The 13,430-nt window shown below is 52.9% G+C and carries 10 protein-coding genes; all 10 read left to right on the forward strand.

Annotated features, from left to right (window positions below; genetic code table 11):
* Positions 1–44: 44 nt before the first annotated feature.
* A complete protein-coding gene (locus DXD65_RS02375; RefSeq protein ID WP_117887322.1) occupies positions 45–4,811 on the forward strand; it encodes a hypothetical protein in 4,767 nt (1,588 codons plus the stop codon).
* Between the two features lie 49 nt (positions 4,812–4,860).
* On the forward strand, positions 4,861–5,154 hold the full coding sequence (locus DXD65_RS02380; RefSeq protein ID WP_101602755.1) for a hypothetical protein: 294 nt from the start codon (positions 4,861–4,863) through the stop codon (positions 5,152–5,154).
* Positions 5,154–5,480 (forward strand): RNA-binding protein, encoded by a 327-nt coding sequence (locus tag DXD65_RS02385; protein ID WP_101602754.1) that lies wholly within the window; start codon positions 5,154–5,156, stop codon positions 5,478–5,480. The genes DXD65_RS02380 and DXD65_RS02385 overlap by 1 nt, the downstream gene beginning before the upstream one ends.
* An 86-nt stretch (positions 5,481–5,566) precedes the next feature.
* Positions 5,567–6,268 carry a hypothetical protein gene (locus tag DXD65_RS02390; protein WP_229093123.1) on the forward strand — a complete coding sequence of 234 codons (702 nt, stop codon included), beginning with the start codon at positions 5,567–5,569 and terminating at the stop codon, positions 6,266–6,268.
* Positions 6,261–7,190: a hypothetical protein gene (locus tag DXD65_RS02395; protein WP_101602753.1), complete on the forward strand. Its 930-nt coding sequence runs from the start codon at positions 6,261–6,263 to the stop codon at positions 7,188–7,190. Before DXD65_RS02390 ends, DXD65_RS02395 begins: the two co-directional genes overlap by 8 nt.
* A complete protein-coding gene (locus tag DXD65_RS02400) occupies positions 7,190–8,083 on the forward strand; it encodes a hypothetical protein (protein ID WP_117652811.1) in 894 nt (297 codons plus the stop codon). The genes DXD65_RS02395 and DXD65_RS02400 overlap by 1 nt, the downstream gene beginning before the upstream one ends.
* Positions 8,073–8,639 (forward strand): hypothetical protein, encoded by a 567-nt coding sequence (locus DXD65_RS02405; RefSeq protein WP_101602752.1) that lies wholly within the window; start codon positions 8,073–8,075, stop codon positions 8,637–8,639. The genes DXD65_RS02400 and DXD65_RS02405 overlap by 11 nt, the downstream gene beginning before the upstream one ends.
* Positions 8,636–11,218, forward strand: coding sequence for a hypothetical protein (locus DXD65_RS02410; RefSeq protein ID WP_117887323.1), 2,583 nt, complete (start codon positions 8,636–8,638; stop codon positions 11,216–11,218). The genes DXD65_RS02405 and DXD65_RS02410 overlap by 4 nt, the downstream gene beginning before the upstream one ends.
* Before the next feature lie 114 nt (positions 11,219–11,332).
* Complete coding sequence (locus tag DXD65_RS02415; RefSeq protein ID WP_101602750.1) at positions 11,333–11,827, forward strand: hypothetical protein; 495 nt, start codon at positions 11,333–11,335, stop codon at positions 11,825–11,827.
* Positions 11,828–12,105: 278 nt separating this feature from the next.
* The gene (locus DXD65_RS02420; RefSeq protein ID WP_101602749.1) at positions 12,106–13,365 is read left to right on the forward strand and encodes a hypothetical protein; all 1,260 of its coding nucleotides are present in this window, start codon (positions 12,106–12,108) and stop codon (positions 13,363–13,365) included.
* Positions 13,366–13,430 lie beyond the last annotated feature (65 nt).

A 13,430-nucleotide genomic window follows, 5' to 3' on the forward strand; every position in this document is an offset into this window, starting at 1 on the left:
ACCTGCCGCCTTTTTTTTGTCCTATACTTTTCTTAAAAGAGCATATGGCAAAGATACTGGTCGCCCGCGGTCAGGCGACAATCAACATACAAAAGGACGGTTATACGCTTAGCCAGTCACCCGGTGAATACATCTTCCCTGCGGATGCCGACGGGAAGATAGTTTCTGCCGTATCCGTCACCTCCTCTGTCAAGGTCACGCTTGGCGATTCCGGTTTTACCGGATTTTCCATCGGCAACATTACCAGACCGGCAGGATTCTCCTCCATATCCGTCAACAACAGCAACAAGACCATAACTTATACGGTCGCAGCAGGAACGACCACACTGGCCGATCATGGCACTGTGGTTATTCCCGTCATTATATCCGGAATCACCTACACCCTGTCATTTGTCTGGTCAAAGGCCAAGTCAGGGGCACCCGGCAAGGATGGAAACGACACAGCGATGCTTGACTGGGTCAAGGAGTGGAATACCAACAAGACACTTATCGGCAGCAGCACGGTCATCACTCCAAAAATTTTTACAGGGATCAAAAACAGTGACGGCACGATAACCGGTGTGGCAATCGGGCAGTTCCCCCTCTCTGTCAGGACAGCTTCCGGTACCGTTACCTCTGAAACGGTTAACGGCATCTATGGTTTCAAGAACGGTTACAAGACCTTTTTTGTAGATAACGGCGGCAATGTCCAGTTCGGTCATGGCGACCAGGTTGTCAAATACAATGCGGCTACCGGCAAGGTGGAGTTCGGAAATGGTGTCAGCCTGAACTGGATAGGTGCAACCTTTATTGACAAAGACGGTGTCTTTACCGGTAAACTTTCAGCGGGTACGGTAAAGGCGGCGCAGCTTGACGCCTCACAGATAACTTCAGGTACGGTCTCCGCCTCACGTATCGATGTGGCTTCCCTGAAAGCCTCTCTTATTACTGCCGGGAATATCGAAGCGCTGACACTCAATGTCACGAAAGGGAAAATTGGCGGCTGGTCCGTCGACGGTGACAGCATCTGCCGGGGAACGAAGAACAACACTTCCGGGGCGATGACCGCCGCCTCCGGCTCCATGACTTTGGGGTCAAACGGCATCCGCGGTTTTAAATGGCGTCTGGATGCCTCGGGGGCGGGGGCTGTTGCGGGAGGCAATATATCCTGGGATGCCTCGGGCAATGTCACCTTTGCCTCTTCCGTCTCTTTGCAATGGACAAATCCGATCAATACTATCGTTACCGCTTTGGGCGGAAACGGCTCTCCGAAACTGACAAAAATCACTGCGGCCGGTATTTATACCGGCACTGTCACCGCCTCACAGATTACGGCAGGCACTATTTCTGCCGACCGTATTGCCGCCGGAAGTATCACCGCCTCCAAACTGGACATCGCCAATGTGAAGGCTTCTCTCATTACGGCCGGAAATATCGAGGCCCTGACGCTGAATGTCACGAAAGGGAAAATCGGTGGCTGGTCAATCGGCGCAACCGCGTTGAGCGGCAACCACATCCTGCTTGACTGCGGAAACAGGCGTGTGGTGGTTTACGGACTTAATTCCGGCGCGACAACCGGACAACGGGTACAATTGTATTATAACAGCGACAGTGATTTCGGGTTGTATGCCACGAACAGCACAGGCACATGTGTCGCACGTTTTGGGTCCCAGAACAATATTGCCGGCTGGACGGTGGATGCCTCCTCCATCCGTAAGGGAAACATTGTACTGGGGAGTGACGGTTCAATAACCAATGGTACGAAATGGAAATTGAACAATGACGGAAGCGGGCAGATTGCTTCGGGGAACATATCATGGGATACCGCGGGGAAAGTCTCGTTCTCCCCTGCCGTTTCCCTGCTATGGAAAAATGACATAGAGGCCGCAAAAACAACCAATTACGGCTATCCGTATTATTACAGGCTTGTCATCAACGGGGAAGAGAACAAATACTATCCTGTCATCCTCAAGGGCGGTGAACAGAATTTCAAGCGGGACATTCTTGTGCGTCGTGCCTACAGCGAGCAGGCTCCGGCAAGTTGGAACACGTCCACGCATAAGGGTGGCCTGGTACTGCTGCTGAAGGCCAATTTCGGTGGCTGGGGCGGCATCAGCTATTCATGGGACATTTATGAACTCTCCGAATCCTATTGCCGCATGTTCGCAGGTGCGGCCCTATGTGGGAACAACTGTATGTTCGCCGTGTTCTTACGCGGTGGCGGAACGACCGGAGCGGTCTATCATATCTATTCCGACCAGCCGATTGTCAGTAACGCGATGAGTCCGTCCCCCATACCGGCAGCACCGCAGATCGCTTACAACTCGGATTTGATTTTTCAAAGCGGTTCCACCAAGGCGAATGCACCGGCTCCCCGCACGCTGACAGCTTCGGTCGAGGAAGAAATACGCCGTAAACGTTTTATTGCACTGGCACAGGGAAGTGACAGCACTCTTGCCGCACATCCGCTGACCTATATCGGCTCTACAGGCATCTATACCGGTACGTTGACGGCCGCACAGGTCAACGCTGTCGATATCAGTGCATCCAGTATCAAATCCGGGACGCTTTCGGCCGACCGTATAGCGGCAGGCAGTATCAACGCCTCCAAACTGGATGCGGCCAGTATAAAGTCCTCCATCATCAATACCGGTTATATCAACGGCTTGAGCTGTACCTTCACCAAGGGAAAAATCGGTGGGTTTACAATCGGCAGCGACAATATAACAACAGGCAGTATCGGTGCAACCGGTGCAATACCATTACAGGTCCGCTCCGCATCTGCCGGTAGCGGGTATTGGTACACGGGGGCCTACAAACCGTTGGGCATCACGCTGACCTGGCATCAGAACAGCAATGCGGGGCATATTGTCTTCGGCCAGGTGGCTGCAAGTGGAAATTCTGTCAAGACCGGATTTATCGGTATCCAGATGATGTCATGGGACCATCTGGAATATTTCTGTCTTTCGGCCAACTATACAAAAAGCGGTGGAAAGGAGGTTTATAACCGGATTGCCGGCTGGGCGTTCGACCATAACCATATTTGGAAAAACAACATCTCGTTGGGCTCCGACGGTTCGATTACGAACGGCAGCAAATGGAAACTGAACAATGACGGCAGCGGACAAATCGCAGGCGGTAATATTTCATGGAACGCTTCCGGAACCGTCACCTTCGCCTCTTCCGTGTCTGTACAATGGACAACCGGCATCACGACCGCCCAGGAACTTGCCTCTGCCATGGCATTCGGCAAGATGCTCTACAGGGACCCGACCTTCTGGAAGGGGAACAACAGTACCGGTGTCTATAACAATTCCGGCAACGGCATGGTGACAGTCACCCGCCAGCAGGATACGTCGGCGCCCAATGACAGCAAGTATGTCCTGAAGATACAGACTAATGGAACCGCCAGTCCTGGCAACGGAGGATTCTATTTCGGAACGGCCTGCAGTTCGCGCAAGGTGCTGGTCGCCCGTATCATCGCCAAAATTCCCGCCGGACGCAATATCTGTTGGGCCTCCAACAACATTGGTACGGGCGGTTCGAGCCGCTGGCTTACCTCCACGGCAGGAACCGGAGACTGGAAAGAGTATGTATACAAGGTCGTATGCGGCACCTCAAACTTCTCCAGTACCCATTTTTTCTATATTGACGGGGCACAGGGGACATCTGCCGCACCATTGGTCTGGTATGTGGCTTATGCCACGGTTTTTGACCTTACTTCCACAGAAAAGTATACCACGACCATCGACGCCAACGGTGTTTATACCGGTACGGTGAAGGCAAACCAGATTATTGTGGACAGCGCCCTGGTTGTAGGAGGCAGCTCTTATAACGGCAGTATTTCAGTCAAGGATGCGGGCAACGCGGTCAAAGTGACGCTCGACAGGACGGGTATCACTGCCGTAGCCGGCAAGATCGGAGGATGGACGTTGGGCACCAGCTCGCTTGCGGCGTCCGCGCCAAGTTCCGGGCATAGGATTGTAATGGCGGCCTCCGGATATATCTATCATGACAACCCTTCCACAGGAAAAGAGTATTGGGCTTTGAAAACCGACGGTTCCGCTGTTTTCGGATATGGGAAAATTTCGTTTGCGGCGGACGGTTCCGGATATCTTGCGAACCAGAATATCAAATGGGATACCGGCGGCAACGTGACGATGACCGGCACGATCAATGCCAATGCCGGCACGATAGGCGGCTTTTCCATCGGCCAGGGACGCATTGGATCTACGGCCACGGGAAGTGGTTCCGGTGGCGGTCTGGCCATCTACAACGATTTGTTCCGCGTGGGAAACACCACTTCCTACGTTCTGTTTGGGGCCAACACTTTTCCCGCCACCTCGGGTGGGACCTGTGCGGCGGGGCGCATCGTCAACAACAAGGTAAATTCATATATGAACAACTACGGGTTGTATATCGATGTGAAGAACGGTTACCGGAACTATGGGGTGTGGTCCAATGCCTCATTGGTCGCATCGGCCGCCATCGGTATCAAAATGAAGAATATCTATTTTACAGGTTCCGGCTATACCATTGACTTTTCCGCCAGTAATGTCTTTTGTGTCTATGCCAACTCCACCTACAATGTCAATCTTCCGAGCGCGTCGTCGGTTGCAAGCATGTTCGGATATTCGAGCCTTCCCTCCGATTTTGCCTATATGTTTACCCTGTTTTACAGCTACAACTGGGGAGGGCATATCAATATCATGAATGTGCGGAATCAGAATGGGGGCACGTCAAATTACGGTATGGAAAGAGGGGACTCGCTGACGCTCCTTTGTTGCAATTACCCGTCTTTTCATTACCAGGTATTAAATTATAATGGTTAATAACCGGAACAGAAACTTTTACCCTATACTTATTTAAAATTCAAATTATATGAATATCACCAATGTCACTATTACCAGGACAGCAGAAGAGAAGACGGAAAATGCCTTTTATATGCTGGAGTATTCCGTTGTCAATGACGAGCTGAGCCGTCTGCATGTTTCTGTCAATGAAAAAGAAGCCGATGAGGAAGGCAACATAAAGCCTGTTGGAATTATCTATATGGAACAAGGGGTCCTTTCCTGCAACTTTCCGATGGAGAGGGAGCTTGGCCCCATATTCCAGGATTTCGACAGGATGCAACAGGATATTCGCGAAAAATCAATCCTAAATAAAGAATCATAATGGAACTGAGCGTCAAAGACCGCCTTTACCTGCCGACTTTCCTGCCGGCACGTGGCAATTTCAAGGAGTTCAACCTTAAAAAAGAGATTCTGCGCAAAATCGCAATTGGCGACGAGGAACGCAAGGGTATCAATCTCCGCGAAAATGCGGAGGACAAGCGTATCGAATGGGATGTGGAAAAAGAACAGCCGTTGCCGGTGGAGTTTTCCCCTGATGAGATGGCCTACTTGCAGGCCGCGTGTGAGAAAATCTCGGACGAAGAGTTGCCTGACGATATGTGGGGGACTGTGGAAGCGATTTACAATGAAATCTCCAAGGAGGCATAAACCGATTTTTCTATCTGCCGCTACTCTTTATGTAAAGAGTGCCCCGGCCGTACTCTTGGTATGGCCGGGGATTTTTGTATCAGCACATGCCCAGACAAGATATCATAATGGATGCCGAATATGGAGAAGTGGAGACTTCCGGACAGATTGCCGGAAAAACCTTCTACGACTTCCACCTGTTTGACAGTGTGGAGGGTGCCGGCAATGCGGCCTGCCGTTACGGGGAGATAGCCGTACCGGTAGATTTCCTTGCATCATACAGTGATGCAAGGGGTATCCATATCCACATTCCCTATGTAGCAGACATACGCCTGCTGAAAGTGCGTATCGCCATGAAAAGCGGTTCGGGGGGTGTCGAATATGTACGTGGTGCAGTTGACGGCAGGCATTGGTTTCCCGTCATGAGAGAGAACGAAAACGGGACAAGGGAGACGGTCACCCCCGCCTCGCTTTATGCCTTGAACGATGAGGGGATCTATAACCTGCTGCTCGAGGAGGACTGCCTGGTCATTTACAGCGGGGAAGAGACGGATTTTGGTATTGGCGCCTCTAAGGTGCAGAACGAAACTTTCCTTTTGAAAGCCGCCGCCGGAAACTTGTACCAGCATCCGACCACCGGTGTGGGGCTGATTGACTTCCTGCATTCCAATATGGAGAACAACGGGCTCGCCGCCAAACTGCAGGCTGAATTTACTTCCGACAAAATCATCATCAGGAATGCCTATATAGATTCGGTGACAGGAGAACTGTTCCTGGAAACCGAGGAGAAGGAGGACAGCCATGGGTAGTTACCGCGTCGTTGCAGGACAGAACATCTATGATGTAGCCCTGCACCTGTATGGAAGTGTCGAGGGAATCGTGGACCTGCTGGTCAACAATCCTGCCCTCTCGCTGGAAACAGAACTCTGTTCCGGACAGGAACTGGCATATACCGACGGCTTTGTCATCAATGCCGACGTGGTCGCCTATAACGAAATGCACGGCATCGTCCCCTCCAACGGGGAGCGGCACGTCTATCCCAAATATTTCACCGGTCCGTTCACGGCAGCCTTCCTGCTCCCGCCGGCATTGGTCTCCGCAGAGTGCAAGGTGTCAGGAACGGGGACGCTGGAAGTTGACTGGGGGGACGACAGTGCTGTGGAGACCGTCATTCTTGGCCATACGCCATGCACGCTGCGCCATACTTTTGACAGGCGGGTGCGCCGGAGCCGCAAGATCCGCTGGTTTACCGATGCCGAATTCCGGTATATGGATTGGAGCGGACTGCAACCTTCGTCCGTTGTTTTACTCCGTCCGCTGCACGTGGAGGAGCTGATCCTCCGGGACTGCACACCCGCATTGGACAGCTTCGGGATTCTGTCCGGAACTTACCGGATCGATCTCTCGGGGATAATGACGGACAACCTCGTTCCGCTTGCCGGGTGCCATAACCTGATGGAGCTCGACCTGTCCGGAGCGCGGATAAAGCCGGCCGTCATAGACAAATACCTGACAAGCATTGTGGAGCATTACGGAAACAGACGTAATTGCCGCATGACATTGCCGACAGCCCCGACGGGAACCTATAAGGAACCCGGGCGGGATGAAACGACCGGACGTTACCGTATCACATCGGGCATGGAGGCGGTATGGGTCATTCTGCATGAGGAAAGCTGGAACGAAGGTGGAGCGTGGGAATTTATCATCAACAATAAAATCTATACAGTGTAATGAGCCGTACAATAAAGGAAATATACAACGAGGCCGTAGCGGAACGGAACCGGCGGCTGGAACTGACAGAGTTCGCCAGTGATTCCAAGATGTCCGTCATGAACGGAATCCTGTGGGTAGTGGCCGCTGTCATATACAGTTTCGAATCCCTGCTGGATGTCTTTGCCGTGGATATTTCCGAAGCCATTAACGGACGCATCAACGGTACTCCCGCCTATTATGCCAACGCCCTGTTGCAGTATCAGCAGGGAGATGAGCTGACGGTACGGGAAGACGGCCTGGCCTTCGGCTATGCCAATATCGACGAGACCAAACGCATCGTCACGCAAGTTTCCTATATGGAGAGCACAGACGACCAGAACCTGGACAGTAAACTTATCCTGAAAGTGGCCACCGGTGCAAAAGGCAGCCTTTCTGCCATACCCCCGAAAGAACTGGCGCCTATCAACGCCTATATCAACAAATTGAAATTCGCCGGTACACGCGTGGAGGTCATCTCAACCAAGGGCGACGTGCTGATTCCCCACCTTACGGTCTTTCATGACGGGGCCGTACCCGAATCAGAAGTGTACGACTCCATTGAAGAGCAGTTGAATGCCTACATGATGGATATCGATTTCGATGCCGCCGTCTACGTTTCCCGCCTGACGGATGCCATACGGCGGGCAAAGCATGTGACCGATGTCCATATCGACGGGCATGCCGTTCCCGAACAAGGGGTTTTCATCGCCAGCCATGACACCGACGGCCATATACAGCCGCCACAACGCATTGCCCGTATGGCTTATACCGCATCAGGATATCTGAAGGAGTCCTCCGGGAAGGATGAGGAGGACGGGCTGCCAAATTTCCGTGAAGCCATCATTTTAAAAATAGAAAACCATGAGATATAAGCTGTCCATAGACCGTACCGTGAACCGCCTGGTTCCGCATTACCTGTCGGGACGCAGGTTCATCCTGTTCGTGCAGAGCTGCCTTTATCCGTTGCAATGCACCAATGAGCGGTTCCGTGATTTCACGAAAGAGATGCATATCCGGGCACGGATGACTTCCCAGGTAATCTACTTCGAATGGTTTCTGAACTACAAGTTCGGCAAATACATCAGGGACGGCAAGGACCGTATCCTTATCAGGGACAGTGAGAGTGTCGGTGTGGACCTCTACCATGAGGGTGCGGAATACCAGCGTCCCTGTACCATCTGGTACAATGGGGAACAGATCATATCAGATAATGATGCGGAGCGGCCCCGTCCGTTCTACCTGCTGATAGAGGAGAAACTTATCAACAAGGTCAGCTTTGTGGTCTGTGTCCCGCCCGTCACCATATCACCGCACGAGCTGGTCTATATGCTCTCCTATGTGGTGAATACTTACAAGACGGCCGGCAAGACCTATCTGATCAGGATTGACGAAGAAGAATATACACCTAACAAGAATACAGGACAATGAAAGAATATATCGCAGAGACCGGCGGACGGTACACTTATTCCGATGACATCCTGAACCTGCAGGAACTTGCCCTCAGCATGAGCGCCGTTTTTGACAGCTGTTCGGATTTCATCATCTCGGGCTGCGAGCCGGACGGTCCCCGTATCTCACCGGGATATGTGTGGCTCGGCGGTAAGGTCCGCCGTTTTGAGGGAGCCGCTGATGCCGTCTATCCTTATTATATTTACGAGGCCAACAGGCATGAGTCGGTGGTCTATGCCAATGATGTCAACAAACGCGGACGTACTTGCTACCTGTGTGCCGGAGCGAAGGCCATACCTGAAACGACCGATCCTGTTACGGGTAAATTGCCTGTAAGCATTGAAGTTACAGAAAATTATGCCCCCCGTTTTATTGATAAATTCTTCGGGCGTTATGCCGTACTGCTGGACACGCCTTTCACCCGGCAGACCGTCAAGAAGGACCTGGTACTGGCCGGCACCCTTATCGGACAGAAAGAAATCAATTCCAGAACCGCCGTTTCTGTCAGCGGGGAAAACGGCTATATGCTCAAAGGTGTCGTCAAAACTGACGGCGGCATCTCGCTTGGCGCTTATCTGCACGGATTGCCGGTCAGTGAAATTATCATCCGCACAGACGGCGGCTTCAGTTTCATGAAGCAGGGCAAGGAACTGGTACGTATAACGGAAGACGGGATCTCTTACGGTACCTCACTGGGTGATAGCGCCCGTATCGGGGCAATCCGTATCAAAGGTTCCGATATCTATAACACTTCGGATACGACAGATGAGGGCTGTGTCCGTATCAATTATTACGGTGCGCAGGGAGGCGGAACAAGATACCGCAACTTTGCCGTACATGACGGGAAATCCGGAAGCAGCCCGGTCCTGGAAGTAACCGGCCGTACCGCCACCGTACGGGCGGGCGGGCTGTTCGTCGTGCAGAATGCCGGACGTGGGATCGACCTTCAGAATACCGCCTATACGAAAGACAATGCCAGGCTCACCAATCTGGTCACCTGGCGGGACAGTGCCGCCTCCGTACTCGCAATGGCAGGTTTTGATACCACGGACGATTACCGCTTTATCCTGCGGAACACATTGGGGGATATTGTGCTTGCCCCTTCCGGCTCGGTGGATGTGCTCGGCACGCTTAAGATCAACGGGAAATCCGTATCGGACACCTATGTGAGCGTCACGGCCTTTGCCGGGGAGATGTCGAAGAAGGTGGATGCCGTCAAGGGAAAGCAGCTTTCCACCGAGGATTTCACCACCGAATACAAAAAGAAACTTGCGGCCATCACCACCGGGGAGCTTACGGGAGGCGGTGACGGCTATGTTACGGCGGGGGCTGTCCGTGCCGCACTGAAAATGAAGCTTTCAGCCGATGAGAACCTGTCCGATATCATGGACAAATCCGCCGCCCGGAAGAATCTCGACGTCTATTCCAAAACGGAAGCCGGTGAAGTCTTCCTGAAGACCTCCGAAGGGTTGAAAGAACTGGTACGTCTGACCGCTGAAGAGATCAACAGGCTTCCGGCAGAAGAGGCCGCCGCTTTGAAAGCGGAAAAGCAGGCAGCCGTGAGGGACACCCTTGATGCCGAAAGGAAAGGTACCGGAGATTTGAAACTTGCCAAGCTGTCGAATCTTTCAGACCTTTCTGACAAGAACAAGGCCCGGAAAAATCTTGAAGTCTATTCCAAGACAGAGATAGACACGATGATGGCCGGCAAGCTCGGTACGGACTCTGCCTATCAAGGCATTGTCTTCACGGCCGGGCTTCGGGATAAATTACAGGCCATTACCACCGGTTCTTTTGCATATACCGACAGTAACGGCACCTCACACGCACAGGTCGAGGGGTATGTGATGACCTCACAGGTAGTGGGGGAACTCAAAAAGAAGGCTGACCGGCTGTTGGGAGGCTACAGCGCTTCCGAAAAGGAGACCGTCGCCACGAACCTGAACCTCTATACAAAGGCGGGTGCCGACGCCCGTTTCGCCACCCTTGAGAATCTGTTCCAGGATTATATCAATTTTTTAGTCCGGCAGGGAAAGAGCACCTCGGAGGCACAACAGTTCCTGCAGGGCAAGTTGAACGTACTCTCCAAGAATGAGATTGTCAGGGATTACCTGCGCCGGGACAGCAAGCTGTCCGACCTTCTGCTGCCAACGGCGGAGGCCAGACGGCAGGCCTGCCGTGCTCTCGGAGCCGCTTATGCCGAGGAGTATCAGCCGTTGCTTGCGGATACAGGATGGGTACAGATGGAGAACAGCGGATCGGGTACCAACACACAGTCGCTCTTCGTCCGCCAAATCGGGAACATCGTTTCCATACAGGGTGCCGTCAATACGGCCAACAGGGACGGAAACAACTGGGGAGGTATCGTGGCGGTCATCCCCAACAAAATACAACCACCCCGGTACAGTGTGCGCTGCACCGCCACTGACTGGAATGATGACCATAAGTACAACCGTGGGGTATCGTTCACCATTTACGGCGGCTCGCGAAGGATACAGCTTTATGAGCGCGGTATGTACAATGCCAATGTGGAACTCAACTTTACATATTTCGTATAGCCATGAAACAGAAGATTAATGTAAACGGTGACATCGAAAGTCGCCGCAGAATTGCGGAACGCAGGTCCGTTCCCGCCCGAGAGAATATTTCACCCGACAACAGCCAACAGTATCATGAAACAGAAAAGGATCCGGCGGCAGCCGCAGAAGAAACCGTCTTTCCGGGGAACGAATCCCCGAAAGCGAGAAGACGGAAGACCGCAGGGGACGTTTAAACGTTTCCCCTTCGACCAGACCCGGATAGGGTTCATGCTCCGTTATGAGATGCCGGTGGTTTACCATCTGCTCCGCAGGCTGTATGACCGGCAACAGCCTTTCGAACCGGACTGGCATGTCATCGAACTGGTTGCGGAGGCGTCGAAAGACCCTTCGTTCAGAAAGGCGAAATTCAGCCGCTATCTGGATGAATACCGCCGGAACGGGGTTTACTGCCGGCGGGGCAAACGGCTTACGCCCGGACGTAAAACCTATTACGAGGGCATACGCCGTCGCAAGACGGAAGAGTATATCCGTCAAAACCGCAGGAAGCTGCTCTTTGAAAGACGGAATGGGCCGGGCAGTGACAAACTGCCCGGGGAGATTAAAAACATACTTAAAATGAAATGGTAATGCATTGACGGACAATGGCTGGCGCAAACATTCATATGCATGTATGGCTGTTCGGGAGCATTTGTCTAACTTTGTATTCCACAGTCGCTGCAAGACCTTTCCATATTGTAAAATGAGTATCCGGCCAGGATACGGTCGGCGGGATATCCTCTCCCTATATTGTCAAGTGAATACGGACGGTGCAACCGAACCCGTCTGTCCTGTAACCAGTTTCTTTGCGATACGGGCCTGCCGTGTCGCACTCTTCGGGCATTTTTAATCCATAAAACCAAGCGTTTATGCAAGAAGAAGAAAAGAACAACGGCATGGAAGGCATGTCTGTCGAGGAGATGTTCCTCGGTGTCCAGGAATCGTATCAGGAGGCACAGCAGCGTGCCCAGGAAGAGAACAGGGCGTTCGCCCGCACGGAATTCTTCCGCATGGACAAATTCGGGACCTATCGTCTGCGTGTCCTTCCCATCGCCCCCAATCCGGACGGTTCACCGGCCCGGCCCGGTTATGAGTATCCGGTTCACCAGTTGCTGCTGGAACTGGAAAAGCCCACAACCGGAAACAAGCCCCAGAAGATGTATGTCACCGTCACCCGCGCCACCGATGCCGGATACAGTGTCGATCCCATCGAAACTTACCGGCGTCTGGCCGTAGAAGCCGCAAAAGAGGCCGGGGATGAGAAACTGGCAGAAAAAATCGCCGGCGGTTCGTTCGGTGGCGGCTTGAAGTACAACTACGGGCACTGCCTCTATATCTTTGACCTGGGCGAGCGTGCCAAGGGAGTACAGATGATGACCCTCTCGCACGCCCAGTTCAAGGATCTGGACGAGCGGAAGTTCAAACTCTGGAGCAAGAAGCTGGCCAAGAACCCGTCTTATCCGTGTCCGGTTTCATCGGTGTACGACGCCTATCCCGTGGAAATAGAAAAACGGCGTAACGGGGCCAAAACCGAATACCTGTTTTCCATCGACAATGAATCCGACCCTGAACCTCTGACCAGGGAGGAGCTGACCGCCTTGCTGGGAGCGCCCCGTATTCCGGAAATCATTTACCGCTATACCCGTTATCATCTGGGTGCCACCGTTGAATTCCTTAAACAGTGCGACGGCATTTACGGCATGCGGCTTATGGAGACGGACGAGATGAAAGAGGTCATACAACAGTTGTCCGACGAACTGCCGAAAGAAGATACCTCCTCCTTCTCGTTCGACCGCCGTACGAAGGACAACAAGGACAATGTCCAGGACGGGACAGGAATTTCCCTGGACGATCTTCTTGAATATTATGACGAGCTCAGGAGGCAGGACCTCGGTGACAAGACCGAGGAGGGACAGGAGCTGCGTGCAATGATACGCAGCTACATTGAACAGGAAGCGTTGTCCGTCCGTGTCACCCGCTCGACAAGCAATCGGGAACTGCTCGAACTGATTGAGAGTGAGATGGAAGGTCCGAAACCCACAGACACACCGGAGGACGCTCCCGGGGAGGAGGAACACCGGCCTGCGGAAACGGAGGAGCGTGCCGAACGTCCCCGCCGTCGCAGATAACCCCTTTTATAAGTCTTTGAGTTTTAACCCGGCGGGAGGCATCCATGCCTCCCGTCTTAATCACA

Origin of the sequence: Bacteroides sp. 4_1_36 (assembly GCF_003466325.1) — a bacterium.
GTDB classification, from domain to species: domain Bacteria; phylum Bacteroidota; class Bacteroidia; order Bacteroidales; family Bacteroidaceae; genus Bacteroides; species Bacteroides uniformis.

What these genes read in the sequence shown, in the direction of transcription:
- DXD65_RS02420 (WP_101602749.1), top strand. Translation starts at nt 12,106, where the DNA reads ATGCAAGAAGAAGAAAAGAACAACGGCATGGAAGGCATGTCTGTCGAG.
- DXD65_RS02415 (WP_101602750.1), top strand. Translation starts at nt 11,333, where the DNA reads ATGAAACAGAAAAGGATCCGGCGGCAGCCGCAGAAGAAACCGTCTTTC.
- DXD65_RS02395 (WP_101602753.1), top strand. Translation starts at nt 6,261, where the DNA reads ATGGGTAGTTACCGCGTCGTTGCAGGACAGAACATCTATGATGTAGCC.
- DXD65_RS02380 (WP_101602755.1), top strand. Translation starts at nt 4,861, where the DNA reads ATGAATATCACCAATGTCACTATTACCAGGACAGCAGAAGAGAAGACG.
- DXD65_RS02410 (WP_117887323.1), top strand. Translation starts at nt 8,636, where the DNA reads ATGAAAGAATATATCGCAGAGACCGGCGGACGGTACACTTATTCCGAT.
- DXD65_RS02390 (WP_229093123.1), top strand. Translation starts at nt 5,567, where the DNA reads ATGCCCAGACAAGATATCATAATGGATGCCGAATATGGAGAAGTGGAG.
- DXD65_RS02405 (WP_101602752.1), top strand. Translation starts at nt 8,073, where the DNA reads ATGAGATATAAGCTGTCCATAGACCGTACCGTGAACCGCCTGGTTCCG.
- DXD65_RS02385 (WP_101602754.1), top strand. Translation starts at nt 5,154, where the DNA reads ATGGAACTGAGCGTCAAAGACCGCCTTTACCTGCCGACTTTCCTGCCG.
- DXD65_RS02375 (WP_117887322.1), top strand. Translation starts at nt 45, where the DNA reads ATGGCAAAGATACTGGTCGCCCGCGGTCAGGCGACAATCAACATACAA.
- DXD65_RS02400 (WP_117652811.1), top strand. Translation starts at nt 7,190, where the DNA reads ATGAGCCGTACAATAAAGGAAATATACAACGAGGCCGTAGCGGAACGG.